This window comes from Sodalis sp. RH22 (assembly GCF_047324165.1).
In the GTDB taxonomy this organism is placed as follows: Bacteria; Pseudomonadota; Gammaproteobacteria; order Enterobacterales; family Enterobacteriaceae; genus Acerihabitans.
The window spans coordinates 4024196-4050047 of sequence record NZ_CP178731.1; the positions used below are offsets into that span (position 1 = coordinate 4024196).

Here is a 25852-nt window from a genome sequence, read left to right on the forward strand (position 1 = left end):
GCATACCATAAAAAAGCATAGCGTAGCGCTGATGCCGGCAACGTTTATTTTAGCGGCCATGATACGCTTTTCCCGCCCGGGTGGACGGGGAATCGTTATGTAAAGGCGATGGGAGCAAGGGTTATTTGATGACCTGGGGATTAACGCAGTTTTCCCTAATCCGGCCGGTAAGGGCGTTGATCAGATTATCCACCGCGGTGGCGGCCATTTGATAGCGGGTTTCATCGGTGGCGGAGCCCACATGCGGCATGGCCACCACGTTCGGCAGGCGCAGCAGCGGCGAATCCACCGGCAGCGGTTCCTGCTCGTAGACATCCAGGCCGGCGCCGCGGATGGTACGGTTTTCCAGCGCCTCGATAAGCGCCGCTTCGTCCACTACCGGACCGCGTCCGGCATTGATAAGGATAGCGCCGGGTTTCATAAGGGCCAGCTTCTCGCGGCCGATCAGATGATGGGTTTCATCCGTCAGCGGCAGGATGATACAGACAAAATCAGACCGGGCCAGCAGGGTATCCAGATCGCAATACTCGGCGTCAAAACGGCTTTCCGCCTCGGCGTGCTGACGACGGGCGTTATAGAGCACCGGCATGGAAAACCCCAGGTTCGCACGCTGCGCCAGCGCCAGGCCGATACGTCCCATGCCGACCACGCCCAGGGTTTTATGATGCACGTCGGTGCCAAACCAGGTGCTGTCGACGCTCTCACGCCATTCGCCCGCCTTGGTCCTCTCCGCCAGTTCCACCAGGCGCCGCGCGGTGGCCAGCACCAGCCCCATCAGCAGGTCGGCCACGGTTTCCGTCAGGGCGTGGGGAGTATGCATCAGCGCAATGCCGCGCGCGCTCATCTCGTCGACGTCGAACTGATCGTAGCCGGCGGAAATGGTGGAGGCGGCCCTGAGGTTGGGCAGCGCGTCGAGCATTGTTTTATCGAATTTACCGCCGGAGCCGATGATACCCTGAGCCTGTTGCAATATGTCCGCATGCCTGCGCACATTTTCTGCGCCCACATCCCCGATTTCGGTCACGTCAAAATGCTCATCCAGACGTTGGCGCAGGTCGTCGGGCAACGATTTGTACAATACTACGGCAGGTTTCATCATGATCTCCGTTGGTCGGTTATGTCATTTGGCGATAAAGACCAGCATACCATTTTTGCCTGTTAACGGAACAGGCGGCGCCGGCTTTAGGCCATGCGCGGCACGGCGTTTTCCGCCGGTTTGACAATTAACGTCAACCACACCGATACCAGCAGCGCCACCGCCATAAAGACATAGGACGCCGAGGGCGAACCGGTGGCGCCGTTAAGGTAGCCGACCACCCACGAGCCGACGAAGGAACCGAGGGCGCCCATGCTGTTAATCAGCGCCATCGCCCCGCCGGCGACGTTGCGCGGCAGCATTTCCGGCACTATGGCGAAGAACGGGCCATAAGGCGCATACATGGCGGCGCCGGCGATAACCAGCAGCGCATAGGAACCCCAGAAATGGTGGGCGCCCAGCAGGTAGGAACCGATAAAGGCCAGGGCGCCAATCAGCAGCAGTGGCCAGACGAATATTTTGCGTTTCTGTAGCTTGTCCGATGCCCAGGAGACGATGATCATGGCAATGGTGGCCGCCAGGTAAGGCACCGCGGATAACCAGCCGGCCTGCACCATGCCCATTTCCATGCCGTTGCGCAGAATGGACGGCAGCCATAATACAAACCCGTAAACGCCGATGCTCCAGGCGAAATACTGGATGCACAGAATAATCACATTACGCGAACGGAACGCCTCGGCGTAATTATGCACCGCTTTAATGCCTTCCTGTTCCTTGGCCAATTGCCGTTGCAGCGCCTGCTTTTCTTCCTCCGACAGCCATTTTGCCTGGGCGGGTTTATCGTTAACCAACACCCACCAGCAAAAAGCCCAGATAACCGCCGGGATGCCTTCGAAGATAAACATTTCCCGCCAGCCGAAGGCGTTGATCAAATACCCCGAAACCACCGACATCCACAGTACCGTCACCGGGTTGCCGAGGATCAGGAACGTATTGGCACGTGAGCGTTCGGCTTTGGTAAACCAGTTGCTGATATAAATCAGCAACGCCGGCATCACCGCCGCCTCCACCACGCCCAGCGCAAACCGGATCGCCATCAGCATGGGAATATTACTGACGATGCCGGTGAGCGCGGCGAAACCGCCCCATAAGACCAGGCACCAGAAAATCAGCGTCTTGACGCTGCGGCGTTCGGCATAAATAGCGCCCGGTATCTGAAAAAAGAAATAACCGAGAAAGAACAGCGCGCCCAATAATGACGATACCCCTTTGGTTATTCCCAGGTCATCGTTAATACCGGCGGCGGAGGCAAAACTGAAGTTGGCCCGGTCGAGATATGCCAGACTGTAGCTGATAAATACAATCGGCATAATATACCACCAACGTTTTGGTGCTAATTTCGCTAAGCTCATAGATGTATTCCTTCATTGATATCGCTGCTGTCTCAACCGCCGCAGGGTAGGGCCGGGGCGGGTGTTCCGATGTCGTTGTTATTGTTTCGACGCGGTGCGTCAATAGCCTGCCCGGCCATCCGCCGCCGCGCGCGCTGGCATCATCATGTTCTTTGGTATCGGTTCCATCCCTATGTCGAATAAATTACCCCGGTGCCCGGGCGCACACCGCGGGGGCGGGGCCGTCGTGACGCCGGCGGCCGGACCCGGCTACCGCCGGGAAGAGGCCCGGTAATAAGCCGGCCAGGCGGCGCGCTTATTGCAATAGCGCGATGAATCGGCGGGTCACCGCCGCCAGATCGTCTCCTTCCAGCGGGAACTCGATGGCGCGCGGCACATCGTCCGGCAGGCTTGCCAGCAACCGCCGCCAGTCCTGCCCGTCGTGTTGCGGCGCCGTGGCGCGCCAGCCGTTATCCGACGGGAGCGCGACCTTGATATGGATATAGCTGACAAAAGAGGCCAGCTCCGCGGCCGCCGCCTGCGGATCTTCCCCAACCCAGCGCCAGTTGCCCATATCAAACGTCATGCCGACCGGCAGCCGCGCATCCCGCGCCCGGTGCAAAAACGCGCTGATGGGGGCCAGCGCGCCGCATTCGGTCTGGTCGTTCTCCACCATTAACCGCACGCGCCGGGATGTCAGCAACGCGTCCAGGCCGGCGATATCCCCGGTGGCGGAATAATGGCCTAAGGATAATTTTAGCCGCTCGGCGCCAAGGCGTTCGGCTTCGTCGAACAGCTGCGGCAACAACGGGTTGGGCGCGCCGTCCCGGGTAAATAAGGCCTCCGGCGCGGAATAGAAGCAGCGCAGCCCCAGGCCGGCTATCTCCCGGGCCAGTTCCGGCAGGCGGGCCAGGTCGGTTTCCGTCAGCAGCTCGCGGCGCATTTCCACCCCGGCGGCGCCCGCCCCGGCGATGGTCGGCAGCAGTTTTTGCTGCCCGCCCATGGCGAGGACATTGTCATTGCCGTACGCGGCGGTAACCACAAACACATCATGTTTCATCTTGGACTCCCGTGCGGAGACATTTTCCGCGGTGATGGTTTTACGGTAGATGGTACCGGTTCCATTGAGAAGTCCGTTATGTCAGATTTATGATCGCTGTCACTAATTTAGCCAACTGGCATCCGGGGCGGGGCGGGGAGGTGCGCGGCGATTAACGGCGCGTGGTCGCCGCAGGGAGGAAACTATTATCTGACTTTTCCGTTTCCTAAGGGTGCCTTACGGTCTTATCCGCTTCGCTAACGGGTAGTGGACCCCCGCACGATCAGCTCGCCGCTGAACGCTTGTTCGCTGACCGGTTCGTCGGCCCCCTGGATGCGCTTTAACAATTGTTCCAGCGCGGCGTAGCCGATTTGGTAGGTCGGCTGCTTAAAGGTGGTAATGCCCACGCCCGCCAGCTCCGCCCACTCCAGTTCGTCAAATCCCAGCAGGCCTATATCGCTGCCCCAGTTCAGGCCCTGGCGCCGCAGTACGCGTGCGATGTGCAGCGTCAGCGCGCCGTTGGCCGACAGAATGGCCTTGCGCATGCCGCGGTGGCGGCGGTTAAAGTCCTGGATAACGGCGGCCAGGGTGTCGGTATCGTTCAGCGCGCACTCCGCCTCTTCCGCCGCCAGATCCGGATGGGCCGCCAGGCAGGCGCGAAAGGCCTGCAGCCGTTCGATGCGGGTATTCACCGTGCCCAGGGGCTCGCTGAGGAACATAATGGCTTCAAATCCCTGCGCGATCAGGTGCCCGGTGGCGCGGGTCGCCGCCTCGCGGTTGTCCAGGCCCACCATGTCGCAGGCGAAACCGGGAATTTTGCGGTCAATCAGCACCATCGGCAGCAAGGACTGCTGCAGCATGGCAAGCGCATCCTCATGCATGCCCACCGCGTTGACCACGATCCCTTCCACCTGATAGCCGTTAAGCAACTGAAGATAGTGGCGTTCCTGGTTCACTTCGTTGTTGGTGTTGCATACCAGCAGGGTGAAGCCGTGCCGGCGGCAGGCGGCCTCGATGCCGCGCATCACGTCAACGGAATAGGGATTGGTAATATCGGCGATAATCAGGCCTATCAGCCTGGTCTGTCCCCCCTTCAGGCTGCGGGCCATCTGGCTGGGGCGGTAATTGAGCTGCACGATGGCCGCTTCGATGCGCGCCTTAAGGTCGTCGGAAAGCAGGTGCAGCTCGCCGTTCAAATAGCGCGACACGCTGGTCTTGCCGCTGTTTGCGGCTCTGGCCACATCGCTGATGGTGGCGCGTCCCGATGCGCGGGTCCCTTTTTGCTGGCTCACGGCGTACCTCTCCTGATAGAAATTCATGCACCTGAGCGGCTGATAAATGTATCCGCGCCCCGGCGGCGCGTATTATCAAACCATTGAACAACGTGCATGTGCGGATTATGTGCCTGCGTCCCGGCGGCATTGATTTGTTTGCCGCGCCAGCGCATGCATGGGCAACGTTTTTTCGCCCCGGGTAAATAACCTGCTGACCAGCGTTAGCATAGCCAATCCTGAAGCGGTAACAAACGCTTTTAACCGGCGCGCCATTGCAGGGTCAGCAGCATATGGCCGGTTTCGGCGTTAAACGCCTTGCCGATTTCGCGGAAATCCTGGCGGTAGTAAAAATGACAGGCGGCGCGGTTTAACTGGTAGACCTCAAGGGTCAACACCGGGTAGCGCTGTTTTACCCGCGTCATCAGCGCCTGGCCGATGCCCTGGCGATGGTAGCGGGGCGCGACAAAAACCGCGCCGACAAACTGCTCCATCATCACGCTGATAAAGCCGGTGATGACGCCGTCGCGCTCAGCCACCCAGCTCCGGGCTTGCGGCAGGTAGTCGTCGCGCACCAACGGCAGGCTCTCAAGCCAGTAGCCGGCGCGGATAAAGGGATGGGCGCGGGTGGTGCTGTCCAGCCACAGCGCCAGCAGCGCGGGCATATCGCCCGGCACAAACGGGCGGATCATCGCCTTACTCCTTAATTGGGCTGTATATCTTACCGCCAGAGGGTATACTGGCGCATTCTTAATATATCCACTTTTATCGCGTGCGAATTCAACATGCAAAAGTTTGATCCCAAGACCTTTCAGGGCCTGATCCTGACCTTACAGGACTACTGGGCGCGCCAAGGCTGCACCATTGTCCAACCGCTGGATATGGAAGTCGGCGCGGGCACCTCCCATCCCATGACCTGCCTGCGGGCGCTGGGACCGGAGCCGATTGCCGCCGCCTATGTGCAGCCGTCGCGTCGTCCCACCGACGGCCGGTACGGCGAAAATCCCAACCGCCTGCAGCACTACTATCAGTTTCAGGTCATCATCAAGCCTTCCCCGGACAATATCCAGGAATTATACCTCGGCTCGCTGAAAGAAGTCGGGCTGGATCCGACCATTAACGATATCCGTTTTGTCGAGGACAACTGGGAAAACCCGACGCTTGGCGCCTGGGGCCTCGGCTGGGAAGTGTGGCTCAACGGCATGGAAGTGACGCAGTTTACCTACTTCCAGCAGGTGGGCGGGCTGGAATGCCGCCCGGTGACCGGCGAAATCACCTATGGCCTGGAACGCCTGGCCATGTACCTGCAGGGCGTGGACAGCGTCTATGACCTGACCTGGAGCGACGGCCCGCTGGGCAAGACCACCTACGGCGATGTATTCCATCAAAACGAAGTGGAGCAATCCACCTATAACTTCGAGTACGCCGACGTCGACTTCCTGTTTGTTTGTTTCGATCAGTACGAAAAAGAAGCGCAGACGCTGCTGGCGCTGGAAAAACCCCTGCCGCTGCCGGCGTATGAACGTATTCTCAAGGCGGCGCACAGCTTTAATTTATTGGATGCCCGCAAGGCCATCTCGGTTACCGAACGTCAGCGTTATATTCTGCGGATCCGCACCCTGACCAAAGCGGTCGCCGAAGCCTACTACGCTTCCCGGGAAGCCCTGGGTTTTCCGATGTGCAAAAAGAACGAGAAATAAGAGGCCGGCCATGACGCAACACACTTTCCTGGTGGAAATCGGCACGGAAGAGCTGCCGCCAAAAGCGCTTCGCCAACTGGCGCAGTCGTTCGCCACCCTGTTTACCGCCGAACTCGACGGCGCCAACCTGCCCCACGGCGAGGTGCAATGGTTCGCCTCGCCCCGCCGCCTGGCGCTTAAGGTGCTAAACCTTGGCGCCGCCCAGGCCGACAGCAACATTGAAAAACGCGGTCCCGCCGTTGCCCAGGCGTTTGACGCCGAGGGCAAACCCACCAAGGCGGCCGAGGGCTGGGCGCGCGGCTGCGGCATCACCGTCGAGCAGGCGGAACGCCAGGTGACCGACAAGGGCGAATGGCTGCTCTACCGGGCGTCGGTTAAAGGCAAGCGCGCGCAGGAACTGCTGCCGGGCATGGTCACCACCGCGCTGGCTAAACTGCCGATCCCGCGCATGATGCGCTGGGGCGACAGCGACACGCAGTTTATCCGTCCGGTGCATACCGTCGTCCTGCTGCTGGGCGACAAGCTGATCCCGGGGCGGGTATTGGGCATAGATTCCGCCCGCACCGTGCGCGGCCACCGTTTTATGGGCGAGTCCGAACTGACGCTGGACAACGCGGACCAATACCCGGCCCTGCTGCTGGAACGCGGCAAGGTGATGGCCGATTACGAGCTGCGCAAGGCCCAGATCAAGCGCGACGCCGAGGCGGCGGCCAGGGAAATCGGCGGTACTGCCGATTTGACCGACAGTTTGCTGGAAGAAGTGACCTCGCTGGTGGAATGGCCGGTGGTGCTCACCGCGCGGTTTGAGGAAAAATTCCTCGCCGTACCGCCCGAGGCCCTGGTCTACACCATGAAGGGCGATCAAAAATACTTCCCGGTATACGACGCCCAGGGCAAACTGCTGCCGCACTTTATCTTTGTTTCCAATATCGCCTCCAAAGACCCAAGCCAGGTGATATCCGGCAATGAAAAAGTCGTGCGCCCACGTTTGGCCGACGCCGAATTTTTCTATAACACCGATTTGAAAACACGCCTGGAAGACCGGCTGCCCCGGCTGGATACCGTATTATTCCAGCAGCAGCTGGGCACCGTGCGCGATAAAAGCGATCGTATCGAGTCGCTTGCCGGCTGGATTGCCGGCCGGATTGGCGCCGACGTGCAGCATGCCGCCCGCGCCGGGCTGCTGTCCAAGTGCGACCTGGTGACCAATATGGTGTTTGAGTTTACCGACACCCAGGGCGTGATGGGCATGCACTACGCCCGCCACGACGGCGAGCCGGAAGACGTGGCGCTGGCGCTAAAAGAACAGTACCAGCCGCGTTTCTCCGGCGATGCCCTGCCGTCCACGCCGGTATCCTCGGCGGTGGCCATCGCCGAGAAAATGGATACCCTGGCCGGTATTTTCGGCATCGGCCAGCATCCGAAAGGGGATAAAGATCCGTTTGCCCTCAGGCGCGCCGCCCTGGGCGTGCTGCGCATTATCGTCGAGAACAACCTGCCGCTGGATTTATCGGCCCTGGCCGCCGAAGCCGCGCGCCTGTACGGTGAAAAACTCACCAATGCCAGGGTGGTGGACGATGTGGTCGACTTTATGCTCGGCCGCTTCCGCGCCTGGTACCAGGAAGCGGGCCACAGCGTCGACACCATCCAGGCGGTGCTGGCGCGCCGGCCTACCCGACCGGCGGATTTCGACGCCCGCATGCGCGCGGTCACCTATTTCCGCACCCTGGACGCCGCCGCCGCGTTGGCGGCCGCCAACAAGCGCGTGTCCAATATCCTGGCCAAGGCCACCGACACCCTGAACGGCGACGTGCGCGCCGCGGTGCTGAAAGACGCGGCGGAGATCCAGCTGGCGACGCACCTTACGGTGCTGCGCGATAAGCTGGAGCCGCTGTTTGCCGCGGGCCGCTACCAGGAAGCGCTGGCGGAACTGGCCACCCTGCGCGAGCCGGTGGACGCCTTTTTCGATAAAGTGATGGTGATGGACGATAACGCCGAGGTGCGGGTTAACCGCCTGACGCTGCTCAGCCAGCTGCAACAGCTGTTTTTGCGGGTGGCGGATATTTCGCTGCTGCAATAGCATTTCGGACGTAACCGCGTAGCGGGTAACAGAACCGGTCAGTGAATACTGGCCGGTTTTTTTTAGCAAAGAGCTTAATCCAGCAAATGGTTTTTCTCTGACGCCTCGTTATCGATAATATTGATGAAACTTATTGATATGACATTTTTTAACTTTTACTCGACATAAATTAAAATATTAATGCCCGATGGCAATTTACTGCTGGTACTATTGTTATATAGCGAGTGAGCGAAAAATTTATAACAGCAATGTGATTTGTTTTTATCTTAGAATAAAGTTTTTTAATGTATGCACCTCTCTCTTATTTATTCTTTAAATGATTGAAAAAAAAGAATTTTGTATCGTTTATGAATTCCATTTATTGACATCCTTTTGAATTACTTTTCCTTTAACAATAATTAAGGAATTTTAATGAAAATAAATACATATTGTTTTATATAGGAAAAAATATAAAAATAATGTTAATGAAAAAATCTTCTCTCGTTTCAGTTAATGAAATTCAGTAATTGGAATTTGAATTTTACAAAAATAATTTTAGCTTCTTGAGTATCGATTGTGATTTTATAATGATAGGAGGTAAAAAATGGCTTGGTCTGATATCAAATCTATTGAATCCTTGCAGGTTTCATTTACTACAACTAACCGTGTTGCATATATCTATGGAAATGGTTTCAACACCGTAGAAGTTATCATTTATATAAAAGCATTGGATGAATTCGGCCAGGAATTCACGGATTATTCATTGGACGAGTTTCGACGTAATGTAAATCTAATAGAGGTTATTAGGACAGCGCATCTAAGCCAGAATCCTAACAACAGTACTTGGTTTGTTGTTTATGGTTCCCTTGGGTTCGATATTCTCCCTCCGGCACCATCATTTGCGCCAGTCCAGGATACACCGTCTACGTACATACTGCCTGACAATACTGAGACAAATGCAGATGCCCATCAGACTACATTTGAAAAAGATCCTATGTTGGAAAACAGCTATTCATCAACGGGATATTACCAAGGTGATATCAATGAGATGAACATGTCCGAAAGGTTCAGGGAAACCGAATCTCAAATGGTGCCTGTGGATGGACTTATCGAGACAAGTGGCAGAACGTTTAGTTATTTCGTAGGACGTGGGGCAGCTAGTCCTTCCAGAACCATTGAAATCGCGGTGCAACTAACCTTGACCCATCCGGCCGCTTCGCCAAAGGTGATAAGTACAGGTTTATACGGTACCCCCGGATTTTTCAGTTCTGTTACAATTAATGCCTTGGACCCCATTGATTATTCTGACGCGAGAAACGTTACTCTCAGTCAACGATCGAGAGAAACTTTACGGGATAATATTTATTGGGAGTCCCATAGACTAGTTACCTATTATCATTATAATGGAACGCTCGATTGTGTAACTATCAATCTTTATCCAAAAATAGGAGGAACTTTTTTATTAGCAGAACCTATGGATATTATTTCGGACGCCGATTTGAATTTAGGTAATGACCCTTGGGGGGGGGCAGGATTTACAGGAATTGCTCAAGGCTCTAGTTACCTTTATAGTCGGCCTTTTTCTGTGATGGAGCGTGGCTGGGGCCGCTCTTATTATCAAGTGAATTTTTGGTATGTAAAGCCATTTAATCCAGAAGTTCAAGGCCATTTCTTGGGGTATGCTTCTGGTTTCGCGTTTAAATTATTTACCTCTTTAAATGCCGGTGACGTAGATAATAATATTACGAATCCGGCAACGTTGGTCATGTATCAGTTTTCTATATGGGGTGAGACTGACATTGTGGCTCATTATTGGAGTAGCGGCCAAGCGAGCACGCGTGTTATTAGTCTCACTGATAAATACGGTAATAAAGGCAATCTCACACTGTATTTTAATACCAATGATTACTTCGATGTGCCTCAGTTACGATGATTGTATAAACGAAAAAAGTAAATAAACTCGCAAGGATTGATCTATGAGCAATTTATTTTCTTCCCAGGCCTCAAATTCTATCGAGGGTCTGCAGGGCGGAGTCGATCCCCGCACGGGCCTGTTTGTAATCGCGCTTCCCATTGCCAATTTGGTGGGTAACGGCGGTGTTGGCCCGGCATTTGACGCCAGGTTGACATATTCACCGCTTAGCACTGGAAATGATGGTTACGGAATAGGTATCTCACTGGGTTATTCCTATTATGACTTCGCGAATCGGCTATTAGTGCTTAATACCGGCGAGCGATATAATATTATTGAAACCGGAGATCAACCGATCATTGTTCAGCATAAGCTGGACAGCTTTCGCTTTATGCGGACCAGTACCAATTATTTTATTATCTGGAAAAACGGCACCGTGGAAGTGCTGACCGGCCCACAGGACGCGCGGTCGATGAAAGTCCCGGAATATATTCATGCACCCACCGGTCAGTGGCTTAAGTTTGATTGGAACATCCTCGGCTCTCTGACGCGCCTGGAAAGAATTACCGATAGCACCGGCAAACTGTTGCTGTCGGCGGTCTACTCCGGCACTAACGCCTCCACGTTTACCCTTTGGCCGGGGAGCAGCGAAAGTTATGTCCTGACGATGATTTACCGTAATAATAATCTGTACCAGTTGACGAATAACGCGGTGACGCCGCCCTTGACCTGGACGTTTGACTATACAACGGTCGGGTCTTGGTATCCGATTACCGGTATTCACTATCCCACCGGGCTCAGGGAGCAGGTCTGGTATCAAAACGCCCGGATGTTGTTTCCGACCAGTGCGGGCCTGCCGGCCCTGCCGGCGGTATCAAGGCATTTAAAATCTCCCGGCGCCGGTCAGGAGGGGATTGACACTACTTATACCTACTCCAACTCGAATTACCTCGGCTACGGCACCGCCGGCAGTTGGTCGCCGGACCGCGATAACCTTTTCGGCGTTCTCAACGCCTATACCTATTGGTCGCGCAGAACAGTGACCAGCGGCGGCGTCTCGCGGGCGACGATCTGCACATACAATAACTTCCATCTGCAAATCGAAGAGGAAACGCAAAGCCTGGGTGCCAGCACTCGTACCATTACCGAGTATTATGCCTTGCCGGGCACGGTTTTTGACAATCAGCCCCCGCAGTTTCAGCTGCCGCGCAGCCGGACTGTTATATGGCGCTATCTCTCCGGTACGCCGCGTAGCGAAATTACCCTGACGGAATTCGATGCCTCAGGCAATCCCACCCGCACGCAAACCCCGGACGGTATGGTTACCGAGCTGTTTTATTATTCGCCCGCCGGGGAACCCGGCTGCCCGCCCGACCCATGGGGATTTACACGCTTTATACGGCGGAAAAATACAATCCCGGCCCCCTCGGCGTTCTCCACCCCCGCGCGCGACGAGAACTACAACTATATTTCCCTGCCCGCCATGGCCGGCGCCCCCGCCCCTTATAGCGTGCTGATGGAAGACCGCTTTGACGCCAGCGGCGCAACCCGGATACTGCATACCCAGCAGTTCTACCTTAACCAGCGCGCCAGCCCGACGATGCATGGGCGACCTGCGCGCACGGTGCGCTGGTTTTATGACCTCAACAACAGTAGTCTGAGTTATCCGAATTTCCTCGAACAACTTTATACGTTAAACGCAAATGTGCTGACCACCAGCGAGCGGGTCACCGGTCACGATAAGCTAACGCTCACTACCAGCCGGGAAGTATCGATATTAAGTGGGCGGGTGCTGGCCGAGACCGATGAGCAGGGCAACCGCACGGTAAATGTCTATGATAATCTCGGTCGCCCTACCCGCTCCACCCGCAATGCCGGCAGCGCGTTCCAGCAGGTGACCATGCTTGCCTATGCAACCCAGCCTGTAACCGGCGGCACCGCTATTTACACCACCACCACCGATCCGCTCGGCAATGCCACGCGCAGCTGGTTTGATGGCCTGGGGCGGGTGACGCGCCAGGAAGTTAGCGATCCGGATACAAACGGTCAGTGGTTTGAGGCGCAAACCGCCGCCTATAATGCTTTTGGCGAGCGGGTCGCCGAAAGCGTGTTTGACTATCCCCGTAGCGGCCAGGTCGCCCGTATGGCGCGTACGGCGGCGATCACGTATGACATTTGGGGGAACCTATTGCGTACCGCGTTCAACGACGGAACCACGTTGATAACCCAAAGCGACCCGATTGCACTGACCCAGGCTGAGACCCGCGAGGGCTTCGCCAATAATCAGACGCTATATGCCGGCTGGACCCTGACCACTCTGGACGTCCGCGGGCTGCCGCTGACCATTGTCCGGCGCGATCGGTCGGGCGTGACGCTGGGGCAGGTCACCCGCCGTTATGATGGCCTGGGTCGTTTGCGTCAGGAAACCGATGAAATGGGCCGCACCACCGATTACCAGTATGATGCCTTCGATCGGGTAGTGGGCCAACGTCTGCCCGACGGTAGCGTGGTGAGTAAAATGTACGTGCCGTTTAGCGACCAGCTATGGGCTACCGCCATCCGTGTTACTAATTCCGCTGCGCGTATTTTTCAGTTGGGCTCCCAGGCATATGACAGCAGTGGGCGCATCATGCAAAGTACCAGCGGCGGTCGCCTGACCCGTTTTGGCTGGACTGGCGCCAGCCCGCTGCCGTCCACTGTGACCACGCCGATGGGCGAAGTGCTGCGCTATGAATATATTCCCCAATTGGATAATGCCGTCAGGAGCGTGACCAGCGGCACCCTGCGCCAGGATTTTACCTGGGATCCCCTGAGCGGCAGAATGACGCGAGCCACGGGCGATAATGGCGTGGTTACCACGCGCGCGTTTACCCGCTCCGGCCAGTTGCAGGGAGAAACCTTTACCGTGCCGGGCCAGCCGTTGCGTGGGGTAAACCACGCCTGGAGCCTGATGGGCAGCCAGACGCAGTATACCGATGTCACCGGCACGCAGACCCAATATCAGTATAATGCGGTGGGGCAACTGGTTCGGGTCAGCGATGCGGATATGGTTATAACACTGACCTACGATGCGCTGGGCAGACTGGAAACGCGGCACACCGCCGACCCACGCGGTCTGCATGGCTGCACCATCAGGCTGGGCTACGATCAGTTTGACCGCGAGATTGCCCGCTCGGTCACAGCGGCCAATAACGAAACGCTGACCATAAGCCAGACCTGGTATGCCAACGACCAGCGGCGCAGCAGCGAAACACGGCACAATAATGTAATACTGCGCCAGGAAGCCTGGTTTTACGACAGCCGCAACCGGCTGGAACGCTATACCTGCGCCGGCGCCGCGCCGCCGGTAGACCCCTACGGCAAGTCTATCTCGTTACAGACCTTTGTCTATGACGCCATCGACAACATTACCCAATGCGGCACCACGTTTCCCGGCGGCGTGGACAATGCGCTGTTTCAATTTAATAACCCCAGCGATCCCACTCAGCTCAGCCGGGTGCAGCACAGCCATCCGGATTATCCCGCCGTGATAGCGCTGACGTATGACGCCAACGGCCAGATGACGCTGGACGAGGCCGGACGCCGGCTTGCTTATGACCCGCTGGGCCGTTTGATTTCGGTGACGGGCGGCCCCGCTCCGGGCGGCGGTTATGGCTATGACGCCCTCAATCGATTGGTCGGACAATCGGTAACCGGGCGCGGCGCGCATGCGCTTTATTACCGCAGTGATGAGAGGGTCAACGAGCAGCAACCCGGCGCGTTGCGGCCGGTGCGGCTAGCCAAACTGGGCGGCGCCACTGCAGCGGTGCATGACGGTACCCACTTGCGACTGACGGCCACCAATGATCAGAACAGCCTGCTGTGGTCACGGGCCGAAAATCAGACCTCGGAGCTGGTCCGTTATACCCCCTGGGGCTTTAGTCCTGCCTTCCGCCCGTCGTTGCCCGGTTTTACCGGCGAGCGTCCCGATCCGGTGAGCGGCGCTTATCACCTGGGCAACGGCTATCGCGCTTATAACCCGGTGCTGATGCGTTTTAATACGCCGGATTCGTTAAGTCCGTTCGGCGCGGGCGGTATCAATGCCTATGTCTATTGCGCCGGCGACCCGGTCAATAACGCCGATCCGAGCGGCCATATCAGCTGGCAGGGCATTCTGGGTATCGTTTTGGCTGTCGTAGGCTTTGCCTTGAGCATTCCCACCGGCGGCGCCTCACTATCATTGGTCGCGGGCGTCTTGATTACCCTTGAAGCGGCGGCGGCGGCGACAGGCATTGCCTCCATCGCGCTGGAGGAAAAGAATCCGCAGGCCTCGGCGGCGCTGGGATGGGCATCGCTGGCTCTGGGATTAGGCGCGGGGGCGGGGGCGGGCGTCGGCAAATTGGCGGCCAGACGCGCTAACACCGCCAGGGGAGGAGGTCTTGAAGATATCGCGCTTGGCAACAGGATAGAGTTGGGCGACGATCTGTATTTATTTAAAGGGTCTGAAAATTCAGAACGCCTTATTATTTCGTCCCATGGAAAATATCACCAAGAGGCGGGTTTTTTCACGCCGCCGCAAGGGACTCAAGTGAGGTATGGTATAAAAGAGGGAAGAAGGCTAAGGTTGGGATTGCGGCAAGCAGCCGACAATAGCTTTACGCCCGCAGAGGTCACTCGCCGTGATTTTCAGCACAATTACCGGTTAGAGCGATTCCCTAAGGATGACGATCTTTTTGCGTCCCGCCTTGCAAGTGAGTATAAAGTGGATATTATCACCGTGCGTTCTCATGCCTCGCAAGATTTTGAAATGGTTACAATACGTACCTTGTTAAAAAACTTGGAGGACAAAGGATTGCGTTATAAAACTATTGACGGTATTTTTTGCCGCGTATGGGAGTGGGACGCCCCGAATACCTTCGTAATCAAAGATCCCATGCGCTTTCACTTGACCAAGAAATTCAGTCTTAAATAAAGCGACGGAATATCTGAATCAAGTCATCGTTTATATACAGTAATAATTGTGTGCGCGGCATGACTATAAATGTGGTGTTTTATTAGCATGTTTTCATCTTGATAAAACCTAAGAAAATCCGCGTTAATGATTTAAGTATCATAAAAGAGCTGCTGTCGTGCCATTTCATTTCGTTAAAATGATCACATGATAGAGGTAAGTGACCTGATGCAATAAAGTAATCTTATTGATTTTATTATCGAGACCGATGTTTACGATGCGTCTGCCGGCCCCTCGCCGGCTGGTGATAACGTTTGGGGCTTCAGTCTGACCGGCAACGGCTTTATTCCTCCGGCCTTGCCGTTGCGGTTGACGGACCGCTATGGCAATAGCGGATGTGCCTCCCTTACCCTTGATGCCGTGGATGGGTTCGATGCGCCGCGGGTTTTGTAAAAAAATGAGACCATCGGTAGGGCTTTGAGCATATTTATTCCTCGCAAAGTGGACTATCCTTACTCTGCAAACAGGACGCGTTAATTGGGTAACCAGGGAAAGGGGTGAGCTATTTTACAGGAGTAGTTGGTCATGATGTTAAGGGACAGACTGGCGCAGTTGCGCTATGCGCTGATGATTCCAGTGCTATTGATGCTGGCGCTGCAGATTACCGCCTGCGGCGACAAGGAGCCGGAGCAGCGCAAGGCGTTTATGGCGTTTTTACAAACCACCGTGCTGCCGGGCGGCGAGCGCCTGCCGACGCTGACCGACGATCAGAAAAAACAGTTCGGCACCTATGTGGCCGACTACCAGATCCTGCTGACCTTTACCCAGCAATATACCCAGGCGGTCAATGCCAGCCTGCTGCCGGTGCTGGATCAGGTCAGCCAGATCCGCGTGCCGCAGGATTATCTTACCCACCGGGTGGATTTGCAGCAGTCCGCAGGGGCACTGAATCTGCTGGGGCCGCAGATAGAACGCCTGAAAAAACAGGCGGATGACTCCCGCGCCGCGCTAAAGCAGCCCGACGACCTGAAGGCGGTATACGAACAGGCCTATACCAAGCTGGTGATTCAGCCGGCACAGCAGGTGACGCCGGTGGTGACCAGCGCGGCGCAGCTTGCGGAAACCCTGATCCAGGTGGGCAATTTCCTGAATATGCAGGGCAGCCAGGTGACCTACAGCCCCACGTCGGTGGCCTTTCCCACCCGGCTGCAGGCGACGCAATATAATGAGCTGATGGCCGGCCTGCAAAGCCAGCACCAGCAGCTGATGCAGGCGCAGACCGCCGCAGGGACGGCCCTGCGCTAATGACGCGCCGCGTTACACCAAGGTGGCCCGCCGGGTCACCTTTTTGTAACATATCCGCGTCATGATGGCTGTCGTGCGTGCGAGAAAACGCAGGTATTACAGCGGTAATTTTCTTACAGCTTTAGCTACGCAATTCCGCCTTTTAGCGTCTAAATCAGCCGCTATCGCCCTCTCTTCGCCGATGCCCGGCTGGGATGATAAATAATTTGTGATACAAATCACATTTATCAAACAAATACCCAGCAAGCAAGAGTGATCTCTATCACAATTTACCCGCCGTTAACTCCCTGAAGTTATAATTGTGGTTTTTTTTCATACGGAATTTGTGATGAATATCACCGATATAGGGGATAAACAGGGGGTGACATGGTGATATTCGTCACAGTTACGCCGCTGAGTACGCATTCGGCACGCAGCGTGGTAGAGTCCCGCTGCTTATAGAACTACCGACAGAGAATGCAACACTGTCGCAACAATTTTCACGCGCCCTTATTGTCCGGCGCGTATCAATAGGGGTGTTTTTTATGTCTTCTTCGGATATCAAGGTCAGAGTACAAAATTTTGGCCGTTTCCTGAGCAATATGGTGATGCCGAATATCGGCGCCTTTATTGCCTGGGGGATTATCACCGCGCTGTTCATCCCCACCGGGTGGACACCCAACGCGACGCTGGCTAAATTAGTCGGCCCGATGATCACCTACCTGCTGCCGTTGCTGATCGGTTATACCGGCGGACGGCTGGCCGGCGGCGAACGCGGCGGCGTGGTGGGCGCCATTACCACCATGGGCGTGATTGCCGGGGCGGATATGCCGATGTTCCTCGGCGCCATGCTGGCCGGTCCGTTGGGCGGCTGGGCGATTAAACGTTTTGACCGTATGGTGGACGGCAAGATCAAAAGCGGCTTCGAGATGTTGGTCAACAACTTCTCCGCCGGCATCATCGGCATGATCCTGGCGATTATCGCCTTCCTGGCCATCGGGCCGCTGGTTGAAATCCTGTCCCATATCCTGGCGGCGGGCGTGAACCTGATGGTACGCCACGATTTATTGCCGCTGGCCTCGATCTTTGTCGAACCGGCAAAAATCCTGTTCCTGAATAACGCCATCAACCACGGCATCTTCTCGCCGTTGGGCATCCAGCAGGCTACCGCCACCGGCAAATCGATCTTCTTCCTGATTGAAGCCAACCCGGGTCCGGGCATGGGCGTGCTGATTGCCTACATGATTTTCGGTCGCGGCAACGCCAAACAGTCCGCCGGCGGCGCGGCCATCATCCATTTCCTGGGTGGTATCCACGAAATCTATTTCCCTTACGTGCTGATGAACCCGCGTCTGCTGATAGCGGTAATCCTCGGCGGCATGACCGGCGTGTTTACCCTGAGCGTGCTGCACGGCGGCCTGGTTTCCCCCGCTTCGCCGGGTTCCATCCTGGCGGTGCTGGCCATGACGCCTAAAGGCGCCTATTTTGCCAATATCACCGCGGTCATTGCGGCGTTTGCCGTGTCCTTCGTTATCGCCTCGATCCTGCTGAAAAGCATGAAGGCCAAGGAAGGGGACGATCTGGAAGACGCCACCCGCCGTATAAAAGACATGAAAGCGCAGTCCAAAGGCATGGCCGCGCCGGTTACCGCCGGCGCCACCGGCGACCTGGCTTCGGTACGTAAAATCATCGTGGCCTGCGATGCCGGCATGGGCTCCAGCGCCATGGGCGCCGGGGTACTGCGTAAAAAAGTCAAGGAAGCCGGGCTGACCAATATCAGCGTCACCAATACGGCCATCAACAGCCTGCCTGAGGATGTTGACCTGGTGATCACCCACCGCGACCTGACCGAGCGGGCCATGCGCCACGCCCCGCAGGCGCAGCATATCTCGCTGACCAACTTCCTGGACAGCGGGCTGTATACCGATCTGGTGGCGCGTCTGGTCGCGGTGCAAAAGACCGAAACCAATCAGAATAAAGTCATCACCACCCTGGACGACAGCTTCGAAGACAGCGAGCAGAACCTGTTCCGCCTGACCGCGGCCAATATCTTCCTCGGACGGCAGGCCGACAATAAGGAACAGGCGATCCGTTTTGCCGGTGAACAACTGGTCAACGGCGGTTACGTGCTGCCGGAGTATGTGGAAGCGATGCTGGATCGTGAAAAGCTGACTTCCACCTACCTGGGCGAGTCCATTGCGGTTCCCCATGGCACCATCGAGGCCAAGGATAAGGTGCTGCGCACCGGCGTGGTATTCTGCCAGTATCCGGCGGGCGTGCGTTTCGGTGATGAGGAAGACGATATTGCCCGTCTGGTGATTGGTATCGCCGCGCGCAATAACGAGCACATCCAGGTCATTACCAGCCTGACTAACGCGCTGGACGACGATGCGGTTATCCAACGCCTGATCAACACCACCGACGTAGATGAAGTGCTTGAGCTGCTCAAAGGCGGCAAAACGGCCTAACCACAGCGCGGGCGATGGAAACGGTTGTATTTGAGAGGGGGCCTGCGTTGGCCCCTTTTTAACTAAGAGAATCCAAGGTTAAATCTATGAAAGCATTACATTTCGGAGCAGGTAATATCGGACGCGGCTTTATCGGTAAATTATTGGCCGATGCCGGGGTGGACGTGGTGTTTGCCGACGTTAACCAAACGGTGCTTGACGCCTTGAACGCCAGGCATGAATACGAGGTCCATGTCGTGGGCGAGCAGTCCCATGTGGAAAGGGTCCGGGGCGTCAGCGCCGTTAACAGCACCGGCGCGGAAGTGGTGGCATTGATAGCCGACGTTGATTTGGTAACCACCGCCGTAGGGCCGCAGATCCTGGAACGCATCGCCGGTACCGTCGCCAAAGGGTTGATCGCGCGCCATGACGCGGGCAATACCCGGCCGCTGAATATTATCGCCTGTGAAAATATGGTGCGCGGCACCAGCCAGTTGAAACAGCATGTCTTAAAGGCACTGCCCGAGCAGTATCACGCCTGGGTGGCGCAGCACGTCGGTTTCGTCGATTCCGCGGTGGATCGCATCGTACCCCCGGCCGAAGCCGGAACCCAGGATCCGCTGGCGGTGACGGTGGAAACCTTTAGCGAGTGGATTGTGGATAAAACCCAGTTTATCGGCGAGCCGCCGGCTATCGCCGGCATGGAGCTGACTGATAATCTGATGGCGTTTGTCGAACGTAAGCTGTTTACGCTTAACACCGGCCATGCCATCACCGCCTATCTGGGCCAGCATGCCGGGCATAAGACCATCCGCGACGCGATCCTCGACCCCGACATCCGCCAGGTGGTGAAAGGCGCCATGGAAGAAAGCGGCGCGGTGCTGATTAACCGTTACGGTTTTGAAGCCGCGAAACACGCCGCCTATATCAATAAGATCCTGCAGCGCTTTGAGAATCCCTATTTACATGACGACGTAGAGCGCGTCGGCCGCCAGCCGCTGCGTAAGCTCAGCGCCGGCGACCGGTTGATCAAGCCGCTGCGCGGCACCATGGAATACGGCCTGCGCCACGACAACCTGCTTAAGGGCATCGCCGCCGCCATGCATTATCATAGCGAGCAGGATCCCCAGGCGCAGGAATGGGCGGCATTGCTGGAAAAATCAGGCCCCGGAGCGGCGCTGGCGCAGGTCTCCGGTCTTGAGGAAGACGGCGAGGTGGTAGCGCAGGTGGTGGATCTTTATAACGCCATGCAATGATGATGAAGATCCGGCGGCGGGCAATATCCCGCCTCCGGGGGTTACATGGTGTTCGGTGATGACGGAAAATACTCAACTGTACGAAAACCAGGTCCTCGAACAACTGAACGCCGGCACAACGGTCAGGGATTTGATGGGCGCGGCGGTGGAATTATTGGCCGAGGCGGTCAATATTCTGGTGCTGCAAATCTTTCGCAAGGATGATTACGCGGTAAAATATGCCGTGGAGCCGCTACTGATTGGCGCCGGTCCGCTGGGCGAACTACCGGTGCGCCTGAAGCTGGTATACGCCCTGGGCGTTATCAGCCGACAGGAGTATGAGGACGCCGAGCTGCTGATGGCCTTGCACGAGGCCTTGCAGGACGATCCCAAGGAATACCGGTTTACCGACGATGAAATCCTCGGCCCGTTCAGCGAACTGCACTGCGTCGCGGCGTTCCCGCCGTTGCCGGAATTTTCCCGCGTACCGGCGGATGACGCGCTGGTGCGTATGCAGCAGCAGCGCTACCAGCAGATTGTCCGTTCCACCATGGTGCTGTCGACCACCGAGTATTTAGTCCGCATCAGCGCGAAAAAAGCCTTCACTGACAAGTTGTTACTGAAATAAGCCTGCTTCAGGGAGCAACGGTACCTGAAATGCAAACGTCCCGGCCGTAAGGCCGGGACGTTTGCGATCAACCGAACCATCCCGCGGGATGGTTTTTACATTTAACGGACGCCGGTTATTTGGCTTCGCCGAAACGTTTGGCCGCTTCGTCCCAGTTCACCACGTTCCAGAAGGCCTTGATATAGTCCGGGCGACGGTTTTGATATTTCAGGTAGTAGGCATGTTCCCACACGTCCAGGCCCAGGATCGGGTAGCCGGAGGTGCCGGCGATGGCTTCGCCCATCAGCGGGTTGTCCTGGTTGGCGGTGGAGACCACGGCCAGTTTACCGTCTTTCAATACCAGCCAGGCCCAGCCGGAACCAAAACGGGTGGCGGCGGCTTTTTCAAACGCTTCCTTGAACGCGTCGACGGAACCCAGATCGCGCTCAATGGCGGTTTTCAGATCGCCCGAAAGGGTGGTGCCCAGCTTCAGGCCTTTCCAGAATAGGCTGTGGTTGGCGTGACCGCCGGCGTTGTTGCGCAGTACGGTTTTTTTGTCCGCCGGCACCTGATCGAGTTTTTGGATCAGTTCGTCAACCGGCAGGCTGGCGAGTTCAGGCAGGCTTTCGAGCGCGGCGTTGGCATTGTTGACATAGGTTTGATGATGCTTGGTGTGATGGATTTCCATCGTTTGTTTGTCGAAATGCGGTTCCAGGGCGTCATAAGCATAAGGCAAGGATGGCAGAGTATAGCTCATATTTATCTTCTCCATTTTAGGTGAGCGGCACCCTGAATGAATGTTAGTGCCGCGTAAGCAATCCGATCATTATAGTTAATTAAACGTTTATTAAAACGTTTATCAGTCCCTTTTAAAGAACATGTTTAGCTTTTGCTGTCAACGATTCGGCAGGGATGCGTATAAACCGCGGCCCGCCCCGGCTTGCTGAATCCCACCAGCGTCAGCCCGCAGCGTTCGGCCACGTCTACCGCCAGGGCGGTGGCGGCCGAGACGGCGAACAGGATTTCCACGCCGCACATGGCGGATTTCTGCACCATTTCATAACTAGCCCGGCTGGAGACCAGCACCGCGCCGGGCGCGGCGCCCTGGCGCGCCCGGCAGCCGAGCAGCTTGTCCAGCGCCACGTGGCGGCCGACGTCCTCGCAGCCCAGCGTCAGTTCGCCTTCGGGGGTGATCCAGGCCGCCGCGTGGGTACAACCGGTCAGCCTGCCGATGGGCTGCACGCTTTTCAACTGCGCCAGCGCATGGTCCAGCCGCGCCAGCGGCCAGGTTTGGGTAAAGGGCAGGGGAGCGATGGGTTTGCCTATCTCCTCAAGCTGCTCGACGCCGCAGACACCGCAGCCGGTGCGTCCGGCCATGGCGCGCCGATGCTCTTTCAGCGCCATAAAACGGCGGCTGGACAGTTCGATATGCACCTCCAGGCCGTTGCAGGCCGTCACCACGTCCATACCGTAAATCTCGCCCGGCGCGCTGATAATGCCTTCGGACAGCGAGAAGCCCAGGGCAAATTGCTCCAGCTCTTTTGGCGAGGCCATCATGACCACATGGGAAATGCCGTTGTAGACCAGCGCCACCGGCACTTCCTCGGCCAGCCAGTCGGGTAGCTCCCGGTCGAGCTGCCCCCGTTTGCGAACGCCGAGCCGGCTTATCCCGGCAAGGGTGGTGGGGTCGGTATCCTGTATGGGAAGAGGGTCGGTCACGATGGTTTACTCGCCGTTGTGCTGGTGGGCCTGATGTCCCTAGTCTACTCCACCGGCGGCGCGGTAACAAAATGCGCATGTGGCGCGCCGCTGCGCTTAAAAAGGGGCTATGCTTTTGCTTAACGATGTTTTCACAGCAGGCTGCCGTTGGCGGCCACTCCGTTGATTGCGAGAAGGATGTTTGACATGGCAAGGCGTATTATCAGGATTATGACCGCGATCGCCCTGGCGGGCGTATCGGTGCTGGGCGTTACGGCGGCATCGGCGCCGGCGGCGTCCTCTTCCGCCGCCGCGCCGGCGCCGGAACTGAAAAACAGTGTCCGGGTCGCGTTGCTCGACGGCAAGATAACCTTACAACTGCCGCCGGATTTTGTTAACCAGACGCGGGAGGACGCCAACGCGCAAAATACCGGCGTGGTGGTCCAGCTGTTCGCCAACCGGGCGCATTCGCAGGCGGTGGGCATCAGCGAGGTGCGCACGGTCAACGGCGATGCCAACGACACCAGCGACGCGGCATTTAATAAAATGGCGCAGGGCGCGCTGTCGGGCCTGAAAACCCAGTTCAAGAATGTCAGGAAAACCGGCCAGGTCCCGGTAATGGTGGATAAGCATAAATTCCTGCGCATCGACTCCCAACAGGAAATGCAGGGCAAAGCCATGCTGGGCACCTTGCTGATAACGCCTTACCTGGATCGCGTCATCACCATCCAGGTATTGACGCCGACCTCCGGCGCAGCCGTTCATGACGACCTGGTAGGCAACATCTTGGGCACGTTGTCATTCCATTAAATACGGCTTCTCTAACTTAAACTTCTGTGTCATGAGCCATACTGATTTGTGCGACCACGGCCACCGGAGGCGAACCAATGAAACTGTTAGGCAGCTATACCAGTCCTTACGTGCGGAAAATCTCAGTTATCCTGCTGGAAAAGGATATTGCCTTTGAATTGGTCAGCGCCTCTCCTAACGGTCGTGATGCCTGCGTCACGGCGGTGAACCCGTTGGGCAAGGTGCCGGTACTGCTTAACGAGCGGGGCGAGGGTATCTTTGATTCGCCCATCATCGCGGAATATCTGGAGTTGGCCCATCCCGAACCGCCGCTGCTGCCGGCCGATCGCCTGGAAGCGCTGCGGGTGAGGCAAATTGAAGCGCTGGCCGACGGCGTGACGGATGCGGCCATGGCCATCGTCCGCGAATGCGGGCGCGGCGGCGGCCCCGATGAAAACGTGCTGTTGAACCAGCGCGCAAAAATCTGCCGCGGCCTGGACGCGCTGGAGGAACATGCCCACGAGGGCAGGCGGCTTAACGGCCCCACCCTGACGCTTGCCGATATTGCCGTGGCCTGCACGCTGGGGTTTATCAATTATCGCCGCGTGATGCCCAACTGGTGCGTGAATCGGCCGATGCTGGTGGCGCTGGCGGAACGGCTGTTTGCGCGCACCAGTTTTGCCCGTACTGCGCCGCCAGTAGCAGCGGCACTGTATGGCACTGAAATGTTATGACACAAACTGTGAACCCTCTCGAATAGTTAAAATTCATTCCCTCCTTACCTGTCTCGTGGTGTCCGCTGCAGCTAACGTTAAAGGATAGCGTTTATCAGCCCAGCCCACTCTTGGTAAAGTCACAGTGTCTAGGAGAAAACATGGCTTACAATCCCCCCTCAAGCCGGTTAATACCCGGCGAATATGGTTATCCGCTCAAACTTAAACCCCGTTACGACAACTTTATCGGCGGTGCTTGGGTCGCGCCGGTAAAAGGTGATTATTTTGTCAACCTGACGCCGGTAACCGGCCTGCCGCTGTGCGAAATCGCCAGTTCCAGCTCTGACGACGTCGACCTTGCGCTGGATGCCGCCCATAAGGCGAAAGCGGAGTGGGGCGCGATGTCGGTACAGACCCGCGCCAATATCATGCTGCGCATCGCCGATCGCCTGGAGCAAAACGTCGAACTGCTGGCGGCGGTGGAAACCTGGGACAACGGCAAGCCGATTCGTGAGACCAGCGCCGCCGACGTGCCCCTGGCTATCGACCATTTTCGTTATTTCGCCTCCTGCGCGCGCGCCCAGGAAGGGGGCATCAGCGAAATCGACGGCGATACGGTCGCCTACCATTTTCATGAACCGCTGGGCGTGGTGGCGCAAATTATTCCGTGGAATTTCCCGCTGCTGATGGCCTGCTGGAAAATGGCCCCGGCGCTGGCCGCCGGCAACTGTATCGTCCTTAAGCCGGCCAAGCTGACCCCGCTCTCCATCCTGGTGATGATGGAACTGATTCAGGATTTGCTGCCGGCGGGGGTGATTAACGTGGTCAACGGGGCGGGCGCCGAAATCGGCGAATACCTCGCCACCTCAAAACGCGTGGCCAAAGTGGCCTTTACCGGCTCCACGGAAGTAGGCCAGCGCATCATGAGCTATGCGGCGCAAAACATCATTCCCGTCACGCTGGAACTGGGCGGCAAATCGCCGAATATCTTTTTTGCCGACGTCATGAATCAGGAAGATGCATTTTTTGATAAGGCGCTGGAAGGGTTTGCCCTGTTTGCCTTTAACCAGGGCGAAGTCTGCACCTGCCCAAGCCGGGCGCTGGTGCAGGAATCGATTTATGAGCGGTTTATGGAGCGGGCGGTAAAACGCGTCGAGGCCATCCGCAGCGGCAATCCCCTTGATGCCCGGACCCAGCTGGGGGCGCAGGTATCCTCGGGGCAAATGGACACCATTCTCAACTATATTGATATCGGCAAAAAAGAAGGCGCCGAGATCCTCACCGGCGGGCGGCGCAAACAGATGGAGGGGCAACTGTCCGAGGGCTACTACCTGGAGCCGACCATTTTGTTCGGCAAAAACAGTATGCGCGTCTTCCAGGAGGAAATCTTCGGTCCGGTGCTGGCGGTAACCACCTTTAAGGATATGGATGAGGCGCTGGCGCTGGCCAACGATACGGATTACGGCTTGGGCGCCGGGGTCTGGAGCCGCGACGGCAACGTGGCCTATAAAATGGGCCGCGGCATCCAGGCCGGCCGGGTATGGACCAATTGCTACCATGCCTATCCCGCCCATGCCGCCTTCGGCGGTTATAAGCAGTCCGGTATCGGGCGCGAAACCCATAAGATGATGCTCGAGCATTACCAGCAGACCAAATGCCTGCTGGTCAGCTACTCCGATCAGCCGATGGGGCTGTTTTAACCCCAGGGTGACAAAGGCCGGCCTTTGCCGGCCTTTCTCTT

Annotated in this window: 18 protein-coding genes; 11 read left to right on the forward strand and 7 right to left on the reverse strand. The window is 57.0% G+C overall.

From position 1 onward, the window contains the following. Positions 1–121: 121 nt before the first annotated feature. The 5 genes from ghrB to ACL2XN_RS18305 form a co-directional block, all read right to left on the reverse strand. Entirely contained in the window at positions 122–1096 is a 975-nt protein-coding gene (gene ghrB / locus ACL2XN_RS18285; RefSeq protein ID WP_410016684.1) for a glyoxylate/hydroxypyruvate reductase GhrB, read from the reverse strand. A gap of 86 nt (positions 1097–1182) precedes the next feature. Next, a complete protein-coding gene (locus tag ACL2XN_RS18290) occupies positions 1183–2448 on the reverse strand; it encodes an MFS transporter (RefSeq protein WP_410012964.1) in 1266 nt (421 codons plus the stop codon). A 295-nt stretch (positions 2449–2743) separates the two neighbouring features. Then, positions 2744–3487, reverse strand: a complete 744-nt coding sequence (locus ACL2XN_RS18295; RefSeq protein WP_413727487.1) for a sugar phosphate isomerase/epimerase family protein — start codon at positions 3485–3487, stop codon at positions 2744–2746. 236 nt (positions 3488–3723) lie between these two features. Beyond that, complete coding sequence (locus ACL2XN_RS18300) at positions 3724–4758, reverse strand: LacI family DNA-binding transcriptional regulator (RefSeq protein ID WP_410012966.1); 1035 nt, start codon at positions 4756–4758, stop codon at positions 3724–3726. 239 nt (positions 4759–4997) lie between these two features. Further along, positions 4998–5429, reverse strand: coding sequence for an N-acetyltransferase (locus tag ACL2XN_RS18305; protein WP_410012967.1), 432 nt, complete (start codon positions 5427–5429; stop codon positions 4998–5000). Positions 5430–5522: 93 nt separating this feature from the next. Between ACL2XN_RS18305 and glyQ the strand changes: the two genes are divergently transcribed. From glyQ to ACL2XN_RS18345, 8 genes are all read left to right on the forward strand, one after another. Continuing rightward, positions 5523–6437 (forward strand): glycine--tRNA ligase subunit alpha, encoded by a 915-nt coding sequence (gene glyQ, locus ACL2XN_RS18310; protein ID WP_410012968.1) that lies wholly within the window; start codon positions 5523–5525, stop codon positions 6435–6437. 10 nt (positions 6438–6447) lie between these two features. Then, positions 6448–8517 (forward strand): glycine--tRNA ligase subunit beta, encoded by a 2070-nt coding sequence (gene glyS / locus ACL2XN_RS18315; protein ID WP_413721700.1) that lies wholly within the window; start codon positions 6448–6450, stop codon positions 8515–8517. Between the two features lie 583 nt (positions 8518–9100). Further along, a complete protein-coding gene (locus ACL2XN_RS18320; RefSeq protein ID WP_413729210.1) occupies positions 9101–10429 on the forward strand; it encodes a hypothetical protein in 1329 nt (442 codons plus the stop codon). Positions 10430–10799: 370 nt separating this feature from the next. Continuing rightward, on the forward strand, positions 10800–15359 hold the full coding sequence (locus ACL2XN_RS18325; RefSeq protein ID WP_413729211.1) for an RHS repeat-associated core domain-containing protein: 4560 nt from the start codon (positions 10800–10802) through the stop codon (positions 15357–15359). Positions 15360–15926: 567 nt separating this feature from the next. Further along, complete coding sequence (locus tag ACL2XN_RS18330; RefSeq protein ID WP_410016685.1) at positions 15927–16643, forward strand: DUF3053 domain-containing protein; 717 nt, start codon at positions 15927–15929, stop codon at positions 16641–16643. Positions 16644–17167: 524 nt separating this feature from the next. After that, the gene (locus ACL2XN_RS18335) at positions 17168–19090 is read left to right on the forward strand and encodes a PTS mannitol transporter subunit IICBA (RefSeq protein WP_410012973.1); all 1923 of its coding nucleotides are present in this window, start codon (positions 17168–17170) and stop codon (positions 19088–19090) included. 86 nt (positions 19091–19176) lie between these two features. Next, on the forward strand, positions 19177–20325 hold the full coding sequence (locus ACL2XN_RS18340; protein WP_413721696.1) for a mannitol-1-phosphate 5-dehydrogenase: 1149 nt from the start codon (positions 19177–19179) through the stop codon (positions 20323–20325). Between the two features lie 58 nt (positions 20326–20383). Beyond that, positions 20384–20932, forward strand: a complete 549-nt coding sequence (locus ACL2XN_RS18345; RefSeq protein WP_410012975.1) for an MltR family transcriptional regulator — start codon at positions 20384–20386, stop codon at positions 20930–20932. Between the two features lie 115 nt (positions 20933–21047). Here ACL2XN_RS18345 and sodA read toward each other — a convergent pair whose 3' ends face one another. Beyond that, complete coding sequence (gene sodA / locus ACL2XN_RS18350) at positions 21048–21668, reverse strand: superoxide dismutase [Mn] (protein ID WP_413721695.1); 621 nt, start codon at positions 21666–21668, stop codon at positions 21048–21050. Positions 21669–21793: 125 nt separating this feature from the next. Further along, positions 21794–22579, reverse strand: coding sequence for a formate dehydrogenase accessory sulfurtransferase FdhD (gene fdhD / locus ACL2XN_RS18355; protein WP_413728842.1), 786 nt, complete (start codon positions 22577–22579; stop codon positions 21794–21796). A gap of 237 nt (positions 22580–22816) precedes the next feature. Between fdhD and ACL2XN_RS18360 the strand changes: the two genes are divergently transcribed. From ACL2XN_RS18360 to ACL2XN_RS18370, 3 genes are all read left to right on the forward strand, one after another. Then, positions 22817–23419, forward strand: coding sequence for a hypothetical protein (locus ACL2XN_RS18360; protein WP_410012977.1), 603 nt, complete (start codon positions 22817–22819; stop codon positions 23417–23419). A 77-nt stretch (positions 23420–23496) separates the two neighbouring features. Then, positions 23497–24132 (forward strand): glutathione S-transferase, encoded by a 636-nt coding sequence (locus ACL2XN_RS18365; RefSeq protein WP_413721693.1) that lies wholly within the window; start codon positions 23497–23499, stop codon positions 24130–24132. A 140-nt stretch (positions 24133–24272) separates the two neighbouring features. Then, on the forward strand, positions 24273–25811 hold the full coding sequence (locus ACL2XN_RS18370) for an aldehyde dehydrogenase family protein (RefSeq protein ID WP_413729212.1): 1539 nt from the start codon (positions 24273–24275) through the stop codon (positions 25809–25811). The last annotated feature ends 41 nt before the right edge of the window (positions 25812–25852 follow it).

What these genes read in the sequence shown, in the direction of transcription:
- sodA (WP_413721695.1), bottom strand. Translation starts at nt 21,668, where the DNA reads ATGAGCTATACTCTGCCATCCTTGCCTTATGCTTATGACGCCCTGGAA.
- ACL2XN_RS18345 (WP_410012975.1), top strand. Translation starts at nt 20,384, where the DNA reads ATGACGGAAAATACTCAACTGTACGAAAACCAGGTCCTCGAACAACTG.
- ACL2XN_RS18295 (WP_413727487.1), bottom strand. Translation starts at nt 3,487, where the DNA reads ATGAAACATGATGTGTTTGTGGTTACCGCCGCGTACGGCAATGACAAT.
- ACL2XN_RS18330 (WP_410016685.1), top strand. Translation starts at nt 15,927, where the DNA reads ATGTTAAGGGACAGACTGGCGCAGTTGCGCTATGCGCTGATGATTCCA.
- ACL2XN_RS18305 (WP_410012967.1), bottom strand. Translation starts at nt 5,429, where the DNA reads ATGATCCGCCCGTTTGTGCCGGGCGATATGCCCGCGCTGCTGGCGCTG.
- ACL2XN_RS18335 (WP_410012973.1), top strand. Translation starts at nt 17,168, where the DNA reads ATGTCTTCTTCGGATATCAAGGTCAGAGTACAAAATTTTGGCCGTTTC.
- ACL2XN_RS18370 (WP_413729212.1), top strand. Translation starts at nt 24,273, where the DNA reads ATGGCTTACAATCCCCCCTCAAGCCGGTTAATACCCGGCGAATATGGT.
- ACL2XN_RS18340 (WP_413721696.1), top strand. Translation starts at nt 19,177, where the DNA reads ATGAAAGCATTACATTTCGGAGCAGGTAATATCGGACGCGGCTTTATC.
- ACL2XN_RS18325 (WP_413729211.1), top strand. Translation starts at nt 10,800, where the DNA reads ATGCGGACCAGTACCAATTATTTTATTATCTGGAAAAACGGCACCGTG.
- glyQ (WP_410012968.1), top strand. Translation starts at nt 5,523, where the DNA reads ATGCAAAAGTTTGATCCCAAGACCTTTCAGGGCCTGATCCTGACCTTA.
- ACL2XN_RS18365 (WP_413721693.1), top strand. Translation starts at nt 23,497, where the DNA reads ATGAAACTGTTAGGCAGCTATACCAGTCCTTACGTGCGGAAAATCTCA.
- ACL2XN_RS18290 (WP_410012964.1), bottom strand. Translation starts at nt 2,448, where the DNA reads ATGAGCTTAGCGAAATTAGCACCAAAACGTTGGTGGTATATTATGCCG.
- ACL2XN_RS18360 (WP_410012977.1), top strand. Translation starts at nt 22,817, where the DNA reads ATGGCAAGGCGTATTATCAGGATTATGACCGCGATCGCCCTGGCGGGC.
- ACL2XN_RS18320 (WP_413729210.1), top strand. Translation starts at nt 9,101, where the DNA reads ATGGCTTGGTCTGATATCAAATCTATTGAATCCTTGCAGGTTTCATTT.
- ghrB (WP_410016684.1), bottom strand. Translation starts at nt 1,096, where the DNA reads ATGAAACCTGCCGTAGTATTGTACAAATCGTTGCCCGACGACCTGCGC.
- glyS (WP_413721700.1), top strand. Translation starts at nt 6,448, where the DNA reads ATGACGCAACACACTTTCCTGGTGGAAATCGGCACGGAAGAGCTGCCG.